Source organism: Arcobacter caeni, from assembly GCF_003063245.1.
Classification (GTDB): domain Bacteria; phylum Campylobacterota; class Campylobacteria; order Campylobacterales; family Arcobacteraceae; genus Aliarcobacter; species Aliarcobacter caeni.
The window spans coordinates 21,394-39,510 of the sequence record NZ_MUXE01000001.1 but is presented as its reverse complement, the minus strand read 5'-3'; the positions used below and the strand labels follow the sequence as shown (position 1 = coordinate 39,510).

Genomic DNA, 18,117 nt, shown 5'->3' with positions numbered 1-18,117 from the left:
ATGAAAAGGGTTGAGCGAATGACAGCTACCATGAGAACCATTCACTGGACGAATGCGTTTTGTATGATTGTAGCTGTTGCAACCGGTTTATATATTGGACATCCTTATTATCAAACTTTTATTGCTGATCCTGCTGTGGATAAGTATGTAATGGCTTGGAATAGATGGGGACATTTTATTGCTGCTATTATTTTTGATGTAACAGCAATTTTAATTGGTTATTTATACCTTTTTTCAAAGTTTGATAAACCATATAAAAAGATTTTACCAACAAAGAAAAACTTTATTGAATTTTGGGAAGTTCTTTTTAACTTAATTACATTTAACAGAAGAAAGAAATTTGATTCAACACATAGTGATAGTTACAATATTGTATTTTTCACATTTTTCCATATTTTATTAGTATTTATGCTTTTAACTGGATTACAATTATATGTTCAAGGTTTAGCATCAGGTTTAAGCTCAATTGGAAGTTGGTGGCCATGGATGCTTCACTTTGCAACAGATTGGACATTAAGTGTATTTGGTGGAAATATGGGAGTAAGAATCGCTCATCATACTTCTATGTATATTATTTTAATGTGGGTTATGTCTCATATTTATTACCAAATCTGGAGAACAATTTTCTGGAGAGAAGGTGATATTGGTATTGTATTTAGTGGACATAAATTTGTTGAAGAAAAAGAAGATAAAAAATAAATAGGTTGAAGCTTTAAAGCTTCAACCATTTGGAGAAATTATGCAAAAGAAAAATATTGTAATTGGTGTAGGAAATATGCTTTTTAAAGATGAGGGCATTGGTATTTATGCTGCTGAGTATATTAGTCAAAATTACAAATTTGATGATGAAGATTTAGAAATTATTGATGGTGGAACATTAGGGTTTAAACTAATGGCATATTTTCAAGAGTATGACAATGTTATTATTTTAGATACTGTGTCTATTGAAGATGAGGTTGGAGGAATTTATAGACTTCCAAGCGATGTACTTTTAGGGCTTGGAACTTATAGAAAAACAGCTCATGAAGTTGAAATCGTAGAGATGTTAGAAATTGTTTCTGTTTTAGATTCACATGCAAATGTAACAATTATTGGAATAATTCCAAAAGATATTGAAACTGTTCAAATTGGACTCACAAAACATATGGAAGATAAATTTGAAGAGTTTATTTTAAATGCAATAAAAGAGATAGAAAGCTTAGGAATAAAAGCCACAAAAGTAAAAAATATCTTGATTCCTGACATTGTAAAAAGTATGATAGGAAGTTACAATGGCGAACATTTAACAAGAATTCCAAATGAAGAAGATTTTACCCATGCAATTAATTTATAAAATAGAGTTTAATACAACAAATTTATATTTCAAACACATAATAGAGTGTTTGATTAATGAAGCTAAAATAAATGCCATTTGTAAACAATACAATGGTTTTATACTTATTATTTTAGATACAAGTGCTGAAGAAATAGAAGATTTTTTTGCTTTATTAGAAAGAAAATTACCACTTAGTGTTTTTATTGCAAAGTCATATGTCATAGAATCTTATGATGAAACTTTAAAAGAAATAGAAGATTTTCATATAAAACAAAATCTAACACTTCTAACAAATGATGCAATAAAAAACATAATGGAAGAAAGTAATATTGATTTTTTAAATGATATTGTAAAAATTACAAAAGGTGGAATTTCAAGATTTGAAACACACAATGGTTTAAAAGATTATTTTTTACCAAATAAAAAAATTCGAGAAGATTTTGAAGAAAAAGGTTTTGAAGTCAAACTTTTAATTACTGATATTAGTAAAATAGAAGAACTTTTTGATATAAATACTAAAGATTATCAACTTCTTTGTTCCCTTGAAAGACCTTTAGTTAAACTAAAATTTAAAATATTAAAAAATGCAAATAAAGAATTTTCTTCTTCAAATTTTATTTATGCAAAAATTCCTGATGATAAAGAAGTGATTTTATTTGCAAAAGCTTTAAAAGAAAATGGAATTAATCATGTTTTATATGTAAATGATGAGGTTTATCAAGATGGTTTAAAAATCACATATTTCAAAGAGCAAAATTTAATAATTCATGGGGATAAGGGTTTATTTCCTAAATATGATTTTACAGCAAATAAAAAATATAACTCTTCAAAAGATTATTTTGATGATAATGGTGGGGTTTTTAAAGCAATTCTTGCTCAAAGTGCAAAAAGATTAGTTCCATCTATTGGGGTATATTTTTCTCAAAATTCACATAAAAGTTCAATATCTATAAATGTTCCTACAAAAGGAGTAAAAGAGATAATTTCAATTCCAAATATTCAAAATAGTATAAAAAATTGTTTTGAAGAGATTTCTGATATTGATGAACATTGTGCTAGATTGATTACAAATTATTCAAAAAAGTTTCCAAGTGTTTTAGAAGGGGATGTTCCTTTAAATACAAATGGATTTGAATCAATTATAAATATGTGTGCAAAAGTTTTAGGAATAAAAAGTTCAAATGAGTTCGAAGATATGGCACTAAATACGAGTATGACAAGTGGAATTCAAATAGATATGAAACTTGTAAATCTCGATGGAATAAATTATTTAGATTATAGAAAAACAGTTCAATCAATTATGGCGTATAAAATGGCTGATGTTGATAATATTACATTAATTTATTCTTTTTATGAAAGTTTGAGTGAGTTTATCTGCAATTATGTAAATGAAATAGCAACAGATTTAAAAGCAAAAGATGTAGTTTTATGTGGAAATATGTTTGCAAATTCAATACTTCTTAGTAAAACAAATAAAACACTTAGTAAGACTTATAATATTATCCTACCTAAAGAATATCCTTTAGATTATTAATCCAAATCACAAAATATTACTGTTTTTAAAGCTCAAATTTTTAAAGTTTGAGCTTTTTTTATTTTTATGAATAATTATTCGTATTTATGATTTTAGTAAAGAAAGTTTAACCATAATTAGTATAAGATTCAATAATTAAAATAAATGAATAATCATTCACTAAAAAAGGTTAGATTTTGCAAGCTGAAAAACTGTATGAAAAATTATCAAAAAGATTAATAGAATTAGAAAAATTACCAAAATTAAAAGAAAATAAAACAATTTCAAAACATTTGGATGAAAAAGGAATCTCACGAAGAGATTTTATGAAATGGGCAGCTGCTATAACTGCTATGTTAGCATTACCTGGAACTTTTACTCCTTTGGTTGCAAAAGCTGCAAAATTAGCAGATAGATTGCCAATTATTTGGCTACATATGGCTGAATGTACAGGTTGTAGTGAATCATTACTACGAACAGATGCTCCAACTATTGATTCTTTGATATTTGATTATATTTCTTTGGAATATCATGAAACTTTAATGGCAGCTGCTGGTTGGCAAGCTGAAGAAAATCTTGAAAATGCAATTGAAAAATATAAAGGTCAGTATATTTTAATGGTAGAAGGTGGAATTCCCTCAGGAGAAAATGCTCACTTTTTAACAATTGGTGGTCATGGAAAAACAGGTGAACAAAATGCAATTGATGCAGCAGAACATGCAGCTGCAATTTTTGCAATTGGAACTTGTTCTTCTTATGGTGGAGTTCAAGCAGCAATTCCTAATCCAACAGGAGCAGTAGCACTTTCAAAAGTTACAAGTAAAACTGTAATAAATGTGCCAGGTTGTCCTCCTAGTGAAAAGAATATTGTTGGAACTTTACTTCATTATATTTTATATGGAACTCTTCCTGCTTTAGATGTTTATAATAGACCAAAATGGGCTTATGGCTTAAGAATTCATGACTTATGTGAAAGAAGAGGTCACTTTGATGCAGGTGAATTTGTTGAAGAATTTGGTGATGAGGGTGCTAAAAAAGGGTTTTGTTTATATAAAGTAGGATGTAAAGGTCCTTATACTTTTAATAATTGTTCAAAAAATAAGTTTAATTCTCATATGTCATGGCCTATTCAAGCAGGACATGGATGTATTGGATGTAGTGAACCTGGTTTTTGGGATACGATGGGACCATTTGAAGAACCTGTTGCAAATAGATTATATAACACAGTATTTAAAGGTTTAGGGGCAGATGCAACAGCTGATAAAATTGGGGTTGGATTATTAACAGTAACAGGTATTGGAATAGCAGCTCATGCTGTAATTTCAAAAATTAAAAATCCAAAAGATGGTGAGGAATAATTATGGAAAATAAAAGAGTAATTATTGACCCAATTACAAGAATTGAAGGACATTTAAGAATTGAAGTTGAAGTTGATGATAATAATGTAATACAAAAAGCGTATTCTTCTTCGACTCTTTGGAGAGGTTTAGAAACTATTGTTAAAAATAGAGATCCAAGAGATGCAGGTTTTTTAATGCAAAGAATTTGTGGAGTTTGTACTTTCTCACATTATAGAGCAGGAATTGAAGCTGTTGAAGATGCTTTAGGAATAATTCCTCCTTTAAATGCAAAATTAACTAGATCTTTAATGAATCAATCTTTATTTATGCACGACCATGTTGTTCATTTTTATCATTTGCATGGACTAGATTGGGTTGATGTTGTTTCTGCTTTAGATGCAGATGAATCAAAAGCTTCAAAAGAAGCATTTAAGTATTCAGATTATCCAATAGCAACGGGTGAAAATGACCTTAAAAAAGTAAAAAACAGAGTAAAAGAATTTGTGCAAAGAGGACAATTAGGACCTTTTGCAAATGCTTATTGGGGACATAAAACTTATAGATTTTCACCTGAGCAAAATTTAATACTTTTATCTCATTATTTAAAAGCTTTAGAAATTCAACGAGACTTAGCAAAACTTATGGCTTTATTTGGAGGAAAACAACCACATCCTCAAAGTTTAACTGTTGGTGGAGTTACTTGTATTATGGATTTACTAGATCCTTCAAGAATGGGAGAATTCCTAACATTATTTAAAAAAGGTGCAGAGTTTGTAAATGAAGCTTATCAAGCTGATGTTTTAATGGCAGCAAGTATTTTTAAAGATGAACCCTCTGTTACACAACAAGCAGGTGTTATGAATTTTATGGCACATGAAGAGATGCAGTTAAATGAGAGTGAATTTTTATTTAGCTCAGGATTTATAATGAATGGAAATTTATCAAAAGTATTTGAAATAAATGAAGATTTAATTACAGAAGAAGCAACTCACTCATGGTATGAAAATGATGAGCCTTTACATCCATATGAGGGTAAAACAAATCCTAAATATACAGGTCTTAAAGATATGGATACAATAGGATCTCATGGTGAAAAAGTTCATTCAAAAGTAGTTGATGAAAAAGGAAAATATTCTTGGATTAAATCACCAAGATATGATGGAAAAGCTATGGAAGTAGGACCACTTGCTTGTATTTTAATTGCTTATGCAAAAGGGAATAAAAAAATAGTTCCCTTAGTTGATGAGTTCTTAGAAAAAACAGGTCTTCCTAAATCTGCACTATTTACAGCTCTTGGAAGAACTGCTGCTAGAATGATTCAAGCAAAGGCAATTGCAAAATACGGATTAGAAACTTTTTATACATTGATTGAAAATTTAAAAGTTAACCAAGATACTTATACTTCTTATAAAATAGATAAAGATAAAGAGTATAGAGGAAGATTCATAGGCGATGTTCCAAGAGGAATGTTATCACATTGGATTAGAATAAAAAATGGAGTAGTTGAAAACTATCAAGCTGTTGTTCCATCAACTTGGAATGCAGGACCTATTGATGCAAAAGGACAAATGGGACCTTATGAAGCGAGTTTAATAGGACTTAAGGTTGCTGATATTTCACAGCCTTTAGAAATTATTAGAATAATACATAGTTTTGATCCTTGTATTGCTTGTGCTGTTCATGTAATGGATAAAAAAGGTAATGATTTAGGAACATATAAAGTTGATCCCATTTATGGATTAGCTTGTCAATAAGGAGATTATTATGATAAAAAAACATTATGAATTTTCTTTATGGCTTAGACTTACTCATTGGGTTAGAGTTCTTGCAATTATAATTCTTACTTTTACAGGATTTTATATTGCAGTTCCATTTATTGCATCTAGTCTTACTCAAGGTGAACCAAATAACTATTTAAATGCCTTAATGAGATCTTGGCATATTATTTTTGGTTTTGTTTTAATTTGCGTTACCTTAGGAAAATTTTATTTATTTATTTTTGACAAACAAAGTAAAGGTGAACGAGCTTCTTTTTGGGATTTTATAAATCCTATCGTTTGGTTTAAACAAATAAAATATTATATGCTAATAGGAAAACATGCTCATTTAAAAGGTGTTTATAATCCTTTACAATTTATGGCATATACAGGCGTATATGGAGCTTTAATAGTAATTTCAATTACAGGATTAATCTTACATATTCATGTATATCATCAAGGATTAGGTGGATTATTATATGATATTTTAAGTCCTCTTGAAGTTATTTTAGGTGGATTAGCAATGGTTAGAGAAATTCATCATATTTGTATGTGGGTATTTATAATATTTTTACCAATTCATATTTATTTGGCTATTTTTAATTCAGTTTATGGGAAAAGTGGTGCGATGGATTCAATAGTATCAGGTTATAAATGGGAAGAAGAGAAAAAGTGAATATATTAATTTTAGGAATTGGAAATATTCTATTCCAAGATGAGGGTATGGGAGTTCATTTTATACATTTTCTAGATGAAAAATATGAGTTTTTATCTGATAAAAACAGTGTTAGTATCGTTGATGGTGGAACTTTGGCTCAAAGATTAATTCCTGAGATTGTTAAGTATGATGAAGTTATCGTAGTTGATTGTATTGATGCTGATAATTCAAAAGCAGGAGATGTGTATTTTTTTGACTATAAAAATACTCCATCTTATGTAAATTGGCAAGGAAGCGCCCATGAAGTTGAAATGCTTCAAACACTAAATATGATTGATATGAACAAAGATTTACCTACAACTAATGTTTTAGGAATTATTCCAAAAAGAGTTAGTGACGATACTACTTTTGAATTAAGTAGTGAAATTATCAATGCAGTTATAACTATGGAATCCGTAGTTTTAAAGCATTTAGAAAAATTAAATATAAGTGTAAAAATTAGAAATATGAATACAACTATTGAGAATATTTCTCAAATCTCATTTAAAAGGGATATTATAAATGGTCCTAAAATTTAAATTTACATATAAATCAAGTGATAAAACACTAGCAAAATTCTTAGATTTTGCTTCAAAACAATTTGATTGTGAATACAAAATATATCAAGAGTTAGATTTTGTTTATTTATATGTAAAAGCAAATGAAGAAATTTTAGAAAAATTCTCAGAGTCTTTATCTGTTTATATTCCCATGTCTATTTATTATTATGATGTTCAAATAGAAGTTGTCGATGAAATACTAACTTTGAATTCAATTTGTTTAAATGAAGAAAAAACTATATCTTTTTGTCCTTCATGCTTAAAAGAAGTTGAGAATACTCAAAGCAAAGATTTTTATAATGCCTTTAAATCTTGCAATATTTGTGATGGTTTTGAAGAAGCATCTTTTTTATTTGAAGATAAAAAAGTAGAATCAAATATTGAATTATTTAAAAAAATAGCTTTGTTAATTAATGAAGATAAAAAAATAAAAATAAAAACACTAAGTGGAACTTTTATTTTTTCTAAAATAAAAACTTTAGATGAATCTTCTTCTCTTCTTGTTACAAATATTAGAAAAATATCTCAAATTATTGTAGAAAATAAAACAGATATTGTGGCTCTTGTTAGTATTGAAAAACCACAAATTAATTTTAAAATAAATGAAATATATAGACAAAAAAATAGTGTGAAAAAAACTAATATTGATATTAGATACCCAAATGACTTGACACTTCATTTATTGGCTTTACAATTAGAACAATATGATATATCTTTTTTAAATATTGAAGAAGAAAATAGTGATTTTGATTATTTTTTAGATATTGACTGTAAAAATGATATTTTTAATGATATTTTTTTGGATATTCCAATAATTAAATGTTTTGATAATAAAAAATTAATTTTAAAATCAAATTCATATCCTAAAAATTTAGACAATGTATATGAAAAATTTAATGAAAAAAATAAGTCACAATTTATGACAGTTTTAGCAGAAAATCAATTATTTGATAGTTCAATTCTAAATTTTTATATAAGTACAAAAGATGATGATGGAATGTCTTATTATTCTGAAAAAATAGATGGTTTAGTTGATATTGTAGAATCATTTTATATTCCTTCCTCAATAAAAGAGATATTTGAAGAAATACAAAAAAATGATGGTGGTAAAAAACTAGTTGAAAACTATAAGAATAAATTTGAGAAAGAGTATAAAAAAGCTATAAATACTGATATATCAATGTATAAAAATAGTTCTTTTTATTGTTATTGGGAAATTGCAAAAATTATCTTAGATTTTAAAAATAGTATTTTAGAAAATGCCAATAATTGTTTTTTAGAAAAAGGTCCTAGAATTGATTATAAACTGTTTGATTCAAAAAAACTTTTCCATAAAAAATTTGATTATATTAGTTTAATTAAATCTTCAATTAGTTTTAAATTAGCAGGTGTTGATGAAGAAACAATCTCTTTAGGATTTATAGAAAGTTTGGCTCACTTTATAGGAAGAAAAACTGATACTATAAATGAATCATATGAAGTAAAAGCAGTTAGCTTATGCGGAGATATGTTTACAAATGATTTATTCACATCTTTAGTTGAAAAAAGTATTACTAAAAATTTTAAAATTTATTACAATAAAGAATTTATGATTCAAAAATAATATCAAAAAATATGATATTAAAAAGCTTACACTATAATATACTTTTCAAGAGAATGAAAATTACTTTAATTTTTTTAAGGAATTCAAAAAGTGTATAAAAATATCAATTTTATTACCCAAGAAAAAGATGAAAAAGTTCTTAATGAAATTTTTGATTATATAAAAGAAAAATATAAAAGTGAAATATCTATTTTTTCAACAGAAGAAATATTTGATGAGCATAAAAATGATAAAGATACATTATTCCTTTTATTTTTAAGTGATAATGAGATAAAAAATTTCTTTCAAAATCATTTAAATAAAAGTATATTTATTTCTATTCTTCCACATAAAGATTCTGCGAACACAATAAAAAATTACGGTATTTCTAGTAATATTATTGATGCGATTGATGATTCATATAATCCTGAACTTTTAAGTAAAATTGACTTATTAAAATGTAATGAATTTCTTAGTTTTAATCGTATTTCTATTGGTGATATGCATGGAATGAATAATTTTGATTATAATAAAAATAGTAGATTAAATAAAATTAAGATATTTTTTGATAATCTTAAAAATATCTCATTTAAAAGTTATACTTTAACCACTTCAGAAGAATACTCAATAAAAACAGCAGCTTCAGGAATTACTATCCTTGAACACTTAAGTATCGCAACTCAAGAATCAGCATTAAGAGATGAATTATCTATTCATGATGGAAAATTAAATGCTTATATTCTAGCGCCAACTTCTTTGATTTCTTATGTTTGGTATTTATTATCAATCTTTTTTTATCAAAGAATTTCTTTAGTTTCATTGCCAAAAAGTTTAGGATTTATTAAAGCTTCAAAACTTACTATTTCTTCAAATGAAATGTTGGATTATCAAATTGATAATAAAGATTTACATCAATCAAAACTTATAAAACTTGAAGTATTACAAGATTGTTTGAATATACATTTAGGTAGAAGTTTAGTAGAAATTGTAAAAAATGATGATAATTATATTGAAGAAAAAGATGTAATAAAACTAAATTCTTTACCAAAAGCTGAATTAAGTAGTATTTTAATTGAAGGGAAATTGCCATTATTTAAAAAAGCAAGTGATGATGATTTCAAAGATTTATTGAGTAGTTTAAAACAAAGTGCGAATTTTTCTTATACTTATGCCATATTAATGATTTTAAGTACGCTTTTATCTACAACTGGACTTTTTGCGAATTCAACACCCGTGATTATAGGTGCGATGATATTAGCACCTTTAATGGCTCCTATAATATCTTTGTCAATGGGTATAATAAGAGCAGATAAATTTTTATTATTTCAAAGTTTAAGAACATTGCTTTTTGGTATTTTTTTGGCATTATTATTTTCTAGTATTTATGCGTTGCTTATTCCATTGGAACAAATAACAGTAGAGATGCAAGTAAGAGTAAATCCTAATTTATTGGATTTAATGGTTGCTATTTTTTCTGGAATAGCAGGAGCTTACGCAACTTCAAAAGAAGAAGTTTCAAAATCTCTAGCAGGTGTTGCAATTGCCGTTGCTTTAGTTCCACCTTTAAGTGTAATGGGAATTGGATTAGGAATTGGAAATATAGATTTAATTTATGGTTCTTTTTTACTTTTTCTTACAAATTTAGTTGGAATAACTTTAAGTGCTGCATTAACTTTTATAGTCTTAGGTTTTGCACCTGTAAAAAAAGCCCAAAAAGGACTATTTTATACTTTTGTTTTAATGGCACTTATTTCTATACCTTTGTTTTTATCATTTATAAAAGTAGTTGATAATTATGAATATTTTAATAAATTAAATAGCTTTAAATCAATAGTTGTAAATGATAAAAAAGTAGAATTAAATATACAATCTTTACAAAATAAAAAGGATAAAATTTTTGTAAATTTAGAAGTTGTTTCAAGTGAATATCTCTCATTTAATGATTATAATATTATCAAAAATAAGTTGCAAGAAACAGTAGATAAACAGATTGTTTTAAAAATAATAGCAGTAGTGCAAATAAATTAAAAAAGGAAACTTATGAATACAGCATTTGATAAAGAGAATCTAAGAAAAGCTTTAATTCAACAACAAAATGAGATAAATGATTATACTATTTATAAAACTTTAGCACTTTTTCAAAAAGACGAAAATAACAAAAATATCTTTGAAAAAATTGCAAAAGAAGAAAAATATCATTATGATTTTTGGGTAAAAATAACAAATAAACAAATGGAAGCTCAAAAGTTTTTAGTTTGGTGGTTTGTATTTCTTGTAAAAGTTTTTGGAACTTCTTTTGCTTTGAAATCTTTGGAAAAAAGAGAAGCTGGAGCGGAAGAATTTTATAAAGAACTTTTTGAAATTTATCCTGAATCACAAAGAATATATAACCAAGAAACCCAACATGAACATGAACTCATCGGAATGTTAAATGACAAAAAACTTTTATATGCAGGTGCAATAGTTTTGGGTATGAATGATGCTTTAGTTGAATTAACAGGAACTTTAAGTGGAATTGCTTTAGCTTTTGATAAAAGTTTAGTAGTTGGACTAACGGGTCTTATAATGGGAATTGCTGCATCTTTATCAATGGCTGGATCTGCATATTTTGAAGCAAAAGAAAACCCAAATGAAACTATAAAACCACTTACATATTCACTTTATACGGGTGTTTCATATATCTTAACAACTGCTATTTTGGTTGTGCCTTTTTTTATCTTCGAAACGATGGCTTATTCTTTGATTATGATGTTTATTTGTGCCTTATTAGCCATTGTTTCATATAATTTTTATATTAGTGTTGCAAAGGATTTAAACTTCACAACAAGAGTTCTTCAAATGTCAGCTATTACTTTTGGAGTTGCGATAATTTCATTTATTATTGGATATTTAGTGAAATATTATTTTGGAATAGAAATATAAATGCAGTCAGTTTTTGTTCAAATAAAAGGTATTGTTCAAGGTGTGGGATTTAGACCTTTTGTTTATAATTTAGCCTTAAAATATAATATAAAAGGTTGGGTTAATAATGATGAAAAAGGAGTGAATATTTTTCTTTATTCAAGTGAAGAAAATATTCAAAATTTCCTATATGAACTAAAAGAAAAACCTCCAGTTTTAGCAAGAATAAATTCACTAAATATAGAAAAAATAACTAAAAAACAAGACTATAAAACCTTTGAGATATTACAAAGTTCAAGCTCAAAAAATAAATCTACAATAATCTCACCTGATATTGCTATTTGTGATGATTGTATCAAAGATATTAATGATAATTCTAATTTTAGATACAATTATGCTTTAACAAATTGTACAAATTGTGGTCCACGATATTCTATAATCAAAACATTTCCTTATGATAGAATAAATACCTCAATGTTTTCTTTTGAATTATGTGAAGATTGTAAAAAAGAGTATGAAAATCCTACAAATAGAAGATACCATGCTCAACCTCTTGCTTGTGAAAAATGTGGTCCAAATGTAACTTTGTATAACAATAAAAATGAAATTTTATCACATAATATAAATGCCATAAAAGAAGTAGCGCAGTTAATCAATAATGGAAGTATCGTAGCTATTAAAGGAATAGGTGGTTTTCATCTTATTTGTGATGCAAAAAATGATAATACGATAAAAAAATTAAGAATAAAAAAAGACCGATTAAATAAGCCTTTTGCTGTAATGTTCAAAGATATAAATAGTATTAAAGATTATACAAATATAAGATCGAAAGAAGAAGAAGAGATTTTAAACTCAAAAGAAAAACCAATAGTATTGGTAAAAAAGAAAAAAGAGTTTGAATTATCACAACAAATAGCTCCAAATATAAATCATCTTGGATGCTTTATTTCTTATACACCTTTACATCATTTACTTTTTAGATATTTGAATAACCCAATTGTTGCCACAAGTGCAAATTTAAAGGGTGAACCAATTATTATCTTTAAAGATGAAATTCTAGAAAAACTATCAAATATAGTTGAATTTGTTCTTGATTTTAATAGAGATATTATAAATGCAAGTGATGATTCAGTTATACAAATCGTTAAAAATGATATTACAAAAATTAGAAATGCGAGAGGTTATGCTCCAACAGCTATAAATTTTGAAAATAGAAGTAAAAAAAAGATACTTTCTCTTGGTGCAAATCAAAAATCAACAATTAGTTTATATTTTGAAAATAATTTAATTTCATCACCATATATAGCAGATTTAAACTCTTTAAAATCATTGGAATATTTTGAGCGAACTATAAATACTTTTAAAAGATTTTATGACTTTGAACCTAAGATTTTAGTTTGTGATAAACATCCAAATTATGAATCAACAAAGTTTGCATTAAAACTAAAACAGACAAATCCAAACATAGAGTTGGTTCAAATTCAACATCATTATGCTCATGTTTTATCTGTGATGGCTGAATATAAATTACATAAGGATGTTTTAGCTTTTATTTTTGATGGAACAGGATATGGAGATGATGGAAATATTTGGGGTGGAGAGGTTTTTATAGCTTCTAAAGAAAAATATAAAAGAATAAATCATATTTCATATTTTAGACTTTTAGGTGGAGAAAAAGCAGTAAATGAACCTAAAAGAGTGGCTTTAAGTCTACTTTTTGATATTTATTCACTAGAAGAAATTTTGGTTTTAGAAATACCATGTGTAAAAGCCTTTACTCAAAATGAAATAAAAATGTTTCATACAATGTGGCAAAAAGGTCTAAATTCGCCACTTACAAGCTCCGTAGGGCGTTTATTTGATGCCGTTGCATCATTTGCTGATATTTTACATATTCAAAGCTACGAGGGAGAAACGGGCTTACAAATAGAACAAAATTATGACAAAACTATTACACAAAGTTATTCTTATGAAATAGAAGAAGATAAAATTGAACTATCAAGTATGATAAAACAGATTATTTTAGAAAAAGATAAAAAACAAATCTGCTCAAAATTTATAAATACATTAGTACAAATTATTTTAGATATTTCTAATACTTATAAAGATTTACCAATAGTTTTAGGTGGAGGAGTGTTTCAAAATAAAACACTTCTTGAGCTATTAATCGATAAGTTTCAAGAGCAAAATAGAGAGTTTTATTACAATAAAATCATTCCTTTAAATGATGGTGGAATTAGTGTTGGACAAATATATCATTTGATATAGATTTTTTATAAATTATATGCTATTCAATATGTATATATTTAAATATAATTAACATTATCCAAAATGTAATAAAAATATTCATAAAGTACTATAAATAATATATTCTTAAGAAAATAACTTTTTCAAAATATTGAATAAAATTATAGTATCTTAAAGATTTTATTTCTAATATAAAACTATACATATTAGAAATATTTAATAATATTAAAATATATACAAATAAAATATGAATTATCTAAGTATAAATAATAATATGATAGAATAAAATAAAAATAGGAACAAATATATGATAAGAACAACAGCTTTAATATCAGATGAAAATGGGTATAAAAAATATAATCTTTTTGAAATCCATGAAGATTTACAAAATATAATAGCAAATGATTATCTTGAATATTCTTCACAAAATTTTAAAAAAGCTGCTTATTGTGAGTTGATGTACAAAAAAAACTTCTATGATAAATATGATGAAACAATATACAAAGAAGTATATGAAAGATATATTAATAATGAAAAATTCAAAGAAAAAGCAAAATTTATTTATAGTATTATTGATTATGATAAATATGTAAAATTTGTAGAAGAAAATCAAACAATACAAAATCCAAATGAACTTCTAATTTCATACAGCATAGTGGATAGTGATGGAGTAAAAGTAGAAATTTATAATATTGGTATTTCTGATATTGCTTTTGTTTTCTAAATAAATAGTTATAATTCAATAAAAAAAGGAAAAAGATGAACAAATATTTAAAAAACTCACAAACATTTGAGTCAAGTTGTATTCCAAAAACTGTAAATGCTTCTATTGCTGTTTTGTCTCCAAAAAAAGATAAAGATTTTATCGTTAGAAAAGTTACTCTTGCAATTGATGGTTCAATGCCAAATCACATAAATGAAATTCAACATCAACAATATGTGTTAAAAGGTGAAGCAAAAGTAATAGTTGGTGATGAAGAGTATCATGCAAAAGCAGGAGATTTTATCTATATTCCAGCTGGAGTTGCTCACAAATATGATGCCTGTTATGGTAGCGAATATGAGTTTTTATGTATGATTACAACTAAAGAAGACAAAATTTCTATGTTATAAAGAAAAATAAACCCATTTTTATGGGTTTATTTTATACTTACACTCACAGATATAAACACTTTTTAAATTCTAAATAAATTCATTTACTAAATTTGATAATCTTAATGGATCTAAAGCTCCACTTATTCTTTTTACTTCAACACCATTTTTATAAATTATCAAAGTTGGAATTGATTTAATATTGTATTTTCCACCTAAAGTTTGTTCAGCTTCTGTATTTACTTTTGCAAAAACTGCTTTTAGTGGATATTTTTTTGCAACTTCTGTAAATATTGGAGCAAACATTTTACAAGGTCCACACCAAGGCGCCCAAAAATCTACAATTACTGGAATTTCACTATTTACAATTATTTCATCAAAGTTTGCATCGCTTAGATTTATTGGTTTATTATCCAAAAGTGACTCTTTGCATTTTCCACAATTTGCTTTTAAATAAGAATCTTTTTTTGGAACATTATTAATACTTAAACAATTCGGACAAATTACTCTCATTTTAATCACCTCTTTAAATTTTTTATAATTAAATTATACCATTCTATTTTAAAGATTACAAAAAGCTGTTAAATATGCTTGTTCTTGATATTTTTTAAGTTCTTTTGGGAAATTTATTTCATTTTTCTTTTCAAAAGTACTAATAGTTTGAGCCGATAATAAATCCACAGAACAAAGAGGATTTAGCTGAATCAGTCCTTCCATCTTAAAAGTAACTGCTCCACCTGAAAAAGCCCCCTTTTTCCCTCGTTTTTTGATAAATATTTTTTCAATCTCATTTGTTTGTAAAAAATCTAAAAATTCATTACAGAATTTTCTAATATCTTCTTGTTTTTCATCATCTTCAATTATTATTTTTTTGATTTTTGTTTCAATATATTTTTTGTTTTTTAATACAACTAAAATTGTATTATTAGCTTTTAATTCAATTCCACAAATATTCATTTTATTCCTTGTTTAAAATATAAATGAATTATAGTAAAGAAATTTATTTTGAATTGATTTTATTGCATTTTGTAATAAATTTTATATTTTATTTAAAACTCTTCTTCATCCTCAGAATCAACATCACAACAATAAATACATTTTTCATCAAAAAAAGAATATTCATCATAACAATAAAATTTATGACAACTTTCACACTTAAAACAATCATGTTTTTTTGATAGTATTTGTTCTAACTCTTCTTCTTTTATATTGTGAGTTTTTGCATACTCTTCAAAAAGTGCGATTACAGTGCTATTTTCATCATTTTTTAACTCTTTTGCTAACTCTTCTAAGTTTTCGATATCCATGATTTTCCTTTATTATATATTTAAATTTAGATTAAAATTTTTACTATTTTTTCTCTCATTTTAGCTATGTCAATAACTAATCTCTCTTTTACTTCATCAGAAAAAGGGTTTTCTTTAAAAACTTGAATTAAAATTTTTTCGAATTCAACTTCATTTAGTTCTTTTGTTTCTTCTATTAGTTTTAAAAATAATACTTTTATTTTTTCATATTGGTTGTCTTGCATAAATTAAGCCTTTGATAAAAATGAGTGCGTATTATGTCAAAAAAAGATATAGAAAAAACTAAAAAAAAGGCTGTTATGTTATAATATATTATAATTTAAACAAACAAGGTCTTCAAAGAATGGTTAATCCAGAAATCAAAACACAAAAATTTATAATAAAGTATTTCACTGAAATAATGATAAAAGGCTCAACTGCAAAAAGACAGATGATTGCTCAGGTTTATAATAATCTTAACAATATCTTATCAAAAGTCTCAAGTGATATAAAACTAAAAAAGTTTTTTGACAAACTAGAAGTTGTATGTCCAATCGAAGTTGTGGCACAAGTACGACAAAGATTATTGGATACTCCAGGAATTCAACAAATTCTTGAAGCAATACAGTTTGATAACATGCATACTTTAGATGATATAAAAGTAAAAGTAAATGAAACTTGCGCACATGAAATACAAGGTAAAAGTTTTGTAGTTAGATGTAAAAGAACAGGAACACAAGAGTTTAAATCTCCACAAATAGAACAAACTGTTGGTGGATATATGTTAGCAATGAATGACGCAAAAGGTGTTGCTTTAAAAAATGCAGAAGTTACTATTAATATAGAACTTGATTTTGCTCAATTAAATATTATTACTCATAAACATATGGGAATGGGCGGATTTCCTTTAGGAACTCAAGGAACTATTCTTTCTCTTATGTCAGGTGGATTTGATTCAACTGTGGCTTCATATTTAAGTATGAAAAGAGGAATGAAAACTCATTTTATTTTCTTTAATCTTGGTGGACTTGCTCATGAAATTGGTGTAAAACAAGTGGCTTATTATTTATGGAATAAATTTGGAAGTTCTCATAGAGTTCAGTTTATTACAATTCCTTTTGAGGATGTTGTAACTGAAATTTTCAAAAGTGTTAGTGAACCTTATATGGGAGTTATGTTAAAAAGACTTATGTTAATCGCTTCTGAAAAAGTAGCGGATTCTATGAGTATTGATGCACTTATAACGGGTGAAAGTGTAGCTCAGGTTTCAAGTCAAACTTTAAGAAACTTAGCTTTAATTGACCAATCTACAAATAAATTGGTTTTAAGACCACTTTGTATGATGAGTAAACCTGATATTATTGATATTGCAAATAAAATAGGAACAACACGATTTGCAGAAGCTATGCCTGAATATTGTGGTGTTATTTCAAAAAATCCAGTAACCCATGGAAATTTTGAAAGAATTGCTAGTGAAGCTAGAAGATTTGATTATACGGTTTTAGATGAAGCTGTTAAAAACTCTGTTTTTGTAAATGTAGATGAAATTGATCAAGATATTAGTGAAATTGGTCAAATGGAAATTATAAGTGATTTAAGTAGTGGAGAATATACAGTTATTGATATTAGACAAAGTGATGATTGTATTGAAACTTCTGTTGAAACACTAAAAATTCCATTTTACAAACTAAAAAGTGAATTTAAAAAACTTCCACAAGATAAAGAGTATTTGTTTTATTGTGAAAAAGGAATTTTAAGTCAGCTTCATGCACAGTTTTTAAGAGATGCTGAAAATTATACAAATATCAAAGTTTATAGACCATAAGG

Annotated in this window: 18 protein-coding genes; 14 read left to right on the top strand and 4 right to left on the bottom strand. The window is 26.2% G+C overall.

The features are described from left to right. The 13 genes from B0174_RS00195 to B0174_RS00135 all read left to right on the top strand — a co-directional run bounded on the left by B0174_RS00195 (position 1) and on the right by B0174_RS00135 (position 15,025). A complete protein-coding gene (locus tag B0174_RS00195) occupies positions 1 to 699 on the top strand; it encodes a cytochrome b/b6 domain-containing protein (protein WP_108557830.1) in 699 nt (232 codons plus the stop codon). 40 nt (positions 700 to 739) lie between these two features. Further along, positions 740 to 1,333, top strand: coding sequence for a HyaD/HybD family hydrogenase maturation endopeptidase (locus B0174_RS00190; RefSeq protein ID WP_108557620.1), 594 nt, complete (start codon positions 740 to 742; stop codon positions 1,331 to 1,333). Then, the gene (locus tag B0174_RS00185; protein ID WP_108557619.1) at positions 1,317 to 2,849 is read left to right on the top strand and encodes a Kae1-like domain-containing protein; all 1,533 of its coding nucleotides are present in this window, start codon (positions 1,317 to 1,319) and stop codon (positions 2,847 to 2,849) included. Before B0174_RS00190 ends, B0174_RS00185 begins: the two co-directional genes overlap by 17 nt. Positions 2,850 to 3,040: 191 nt before the next feature. After that, a complete protein-coding gene (locus tag B0174_RS00180) occupies positions 3,041 to 4,186 on the top strand; it encodes a hydrogenase small subunit (protein WP_228156388.1) in 1,146 nt (381 codons plus the stop codon). 2 nt (positions 4,187 to 4,188) lie between these two features. Continuing rightward, positions 4,189 to 5,922, top strand: coding sequence for a nickel-dependent hydrogenase large subunit (locus B0174_RS00175; RefSeq protein ID WP_108557617.1), 1,734 nt, complete (start codon positions 4,189 to 4,191; stop codon positions 5,920 to 5,922). A gap of 10 nt (positions 5,923 to 5,932) precedes the next feature. Continuing rightward, positions 5,933 to 6,601, top strand: coding sequence for a Ni/Fe-hydrogenase, b-type cytochrome subunit (cybH, locus tag B0174_RS00170; RefSeq protein WP_108557616.1), 669 nt, complete (start codon positions 5,933 to 5,935; stop codon positions 6,599 to 6,601). Further along, entirely contained in the window at positions 6,580 to 7,161 is a 582-nt protein-coding gene (locus B0174_RS00165) for a HyaD/HybD family hydrogenase maturation endopeptidase (RefSeq protein WP_108557615.1), read from the top strand. Before cybH ends, B0174_RS00165 begins: the two co-directional genes overlap by 22 nt. Then, positions 7,145 to 8,785 (top strand): hypothetical protein, encoded by a 1,641-nt coding sequence (locus B0174_RS00160; RefSeq protein WP_108557614.1) that lies wholly within the window; start codon positions 7,145 to 7,147, stop codon positions 8,783 to 8,785. Before B0174_RS00165 ends, B0174_RS00160 begins: the two co-directional genes overlap by 17 nt. Before the next feature lie 90 nt (positions 8,786 to 8,875). After that, on the top strand, positions 8,876 to 10,792 hold the full coding sequence (locus B0174_RS00155; RefSeq protein ID WP_108557613.1) for a TIGR00341 family protein: 1,917 nt from the start codon (positions 8,876 to 8,878) through the stop codon (positions 10,790 to 10,792). 12 nt (positions 10,793 to 10,804) lie between these two features. Then, positions 10,805 to 11,686 carry a VIT1/CCC1 transporter family protein gene (locus B0174_RS00150; RefSeq protein WP_108557612.1) on the top strand — a complete coding sequence of 294 codons (882 nt, stop codon included), beginning with the start codon at positions 10,805 to 10,807 and terminating at the stop codon, positions 11,684 to 11,686. Continuing rightward, positions 11,687 to 13,933 (top strand): carbamoyltransferase HypF, encoded by a 2,247-nt coding sequence (gene hypF, locus B0174_RS00145; RefSeq protein WP_108557611.1) that lies wholly within the window; start codon positions 11,687 to 11,689, stop codon positions 13,931 to 13,933. A 286-nt stretch (positions 13,934 to 14,219) separates the two neighbouring features. Continuing rightward, positions 14,220 to 14,636 carry a hypothetical protein gene (locus tag B0174_RS00140; RefSeq protein WP_108557610.1) on the top strand — a complete coding sequence of 139 codons (417 nt, stop codon included), beginning with the start codon at positions 14,220 to 14,222 and terminating at the stop codon, positions 14,634 to 14,636. 35 nt (positions 14,637 to 14,671) lie between these two features. Continuing rightward, positions 14,672 to 15,025, top strand: a complete 354-nt coding sequence (locus tag B0174_RS00135; protein WP_108557609.1) for a cupin domain-containing protein — start codon at positions 14,672 to 14,674, stop codon at positions 15,023 to 15,025. A gap of 69 nt (positions 15,026 to 15,094) precedes the next feature. On the opposite strand, the gene trxC is transcribed toward B0174_RS00135, so the two are convergent. The 4 genes from trxC to B0174_RS00115 form a co-directional block, all read right to left on the bottom strand. Further along, entirely contained in the window at positions 15,095 to 15,517 is a 423-nt protein-coding gene (gene trxC / locus B0174_RS00130) for a thioredoxin TrxC (protein WP_108557608.1), read from the bottom strand. Positions 15,518 to 15,565: 48 nt separating this feature from the next. After that, the gene (locus B0174_RS00125; protein ID WP_108557607.1) at positions 15,566 to 15,961 is read right to left on the bottom strand and encodes a DUF3010 family protein; all 396 of its coding nucleotides are present in this window, start codon (positions 15,959 to 15,961) and stop codon (positions 15,566 to 15,568) included. Between the two features lie 92 nt (positions 15,962 to 16,053). Beyond that, positions 16,054 to 16,311, bottom strand: a complete 258-nt coding sequence (locus B0174_RS00120) for a hypothetical protein (RefSeq protein ID WP_108557606.1) — start codon at positions 16,309 to 16,311, stop codon at positions 16,054 to 16,056. A gap of 26 nt (positions 16,312 to 16,337) precedes the next feature. Continuing rightward, positions 16,338 to 16,535 (bottom strand): hypothetical protein, encoded by a 198-nt coding sequence (locus tag B0174_RS00115; protein ID WP_108557605.1) that lies wholly within the window; start codon positions 16,533 to 16,535, stop codon positions 16,338 to 16,340. A gap of 119 nt (positions 16,536 to 16,654) precedes the next feature. Between B0174_RS00115 and thiI the strand changes: the two genes are divergently transcribed. After that, on the top strand, positions 16,655 to 18,115 hold the full coding sequence (thiI, locus tag B0174_RS00110; protein ID WP_108557604.1) for a tRNA uracil 4-sulfurtransferase ThiI: 1,461 nt from the start codon (positions 16,655 to 16,657) through the stop codon (positions 18,113 to 18,115). Positions 18,116 to 18,117: the final 2 nt, after the last annotated feature.

Coding starts and splice junctions, on each gene's coding strand:
- B0174_RS00185 (WP_108557619.1), top strand. CDS start 1,317: ATGCAATTAATTTATAAAATAGAGTTTAATACAACAAATTTATATTTC.
- B0174_RS00190 (WP_108557620.1), top strand. CDS start 740: ATGCAAAAGAAAAATATTGTAATTGGTGTAGGAAATATGCTTTTTAAA.
- cybH (WP_108557616.1), top strand. CDS start 5,933: ATGATAAAAAAACATTATGAATTTTCTTTATGGCTTAGACTTACTCAT.
- B0174_RS00160 (WP_108557614.1), top strand. CDS start 7,145: ATGGTCCTAAAATTTAAATTTACATATAAATCAAGTGATAAAACACTA.
- B0174_RS00115 (WP_108557605.1), bottom strand. CDS start 16,535: ATGCAAGACAACCAATATGAAAAAATAAAAGTATTATTTTTAAAACTA.
- thiI (WP_108557604.1), top strand. CDS start 16,655: ATGGTTAATCCAGAAATCAAAACACAAAAATTTATAATAAAGTATTTC.
- B0174_RS00120 (WP_108557606.1), bottom strand. CDS start 16,311: ATGGATATCGAAAACTTAGAAGAGTTAGCAAAAGAGTTAAAAAATGAT.
- B0174_RS00140 (WP_108557610.1), top strand. CDS start 14,220: ATGATAAGAACAACAGCTTTAATATCAGATGAAAATGGGTATAAAAAA.
- hypF (WP_108557611.1), top strand. CDS start 11,687: ATGCAGTCAGTTTTTGTTCAAATAAAAGGTATTGTTCAAGGTGTGGGA.
- B0174_RS00150 (WP_108557612.1), top strand. CDS start 10,805: ATGAATACAGCATTTGATAAAGAGAATCTAAGAAAAGCTTTAATTCAA.
- B0174_RS00175 (WP_108557617.1), top strand. CDS start 4,189: ATGGAAAATAAAAGAGTAATTATTGACCCAATTACAAGAATTGAAGGA.
- B0174_RS00125 (WP_108557607.1), bottom strand. CDS start 15,961: ATGAATATTTGTGGAATTGAATTAAAAGCTAATAATACAATTTTAGTT.
- B0174_RS00165 (WP_108557615.1), top strand. CDS start 6,580: ATGGGAAGAAGAGAAAAAGTGAATATATTAATTTTAGGAATTGGAAAT.
- trxC (WP_108557608.1), bottom strand. CDS start 15,517: ATGAGAGTAATTTGTCCGAATTGTTTAAGTATTAATAATGTTCCAAAA.
- B0174_RS00195 (WP_108557830.1), top strand. CDS start 1: ATGAAAAGGGTTGAGCGAATGACAGCTACCATGAGAACCATTCACTGG.
- B0174_RS00135 (WP_108557609.1), top strand. CDS start 14,672: ATGAACAAATATTTAAAAAACTCACAAACATTTGAGTCAAGTTGTATT.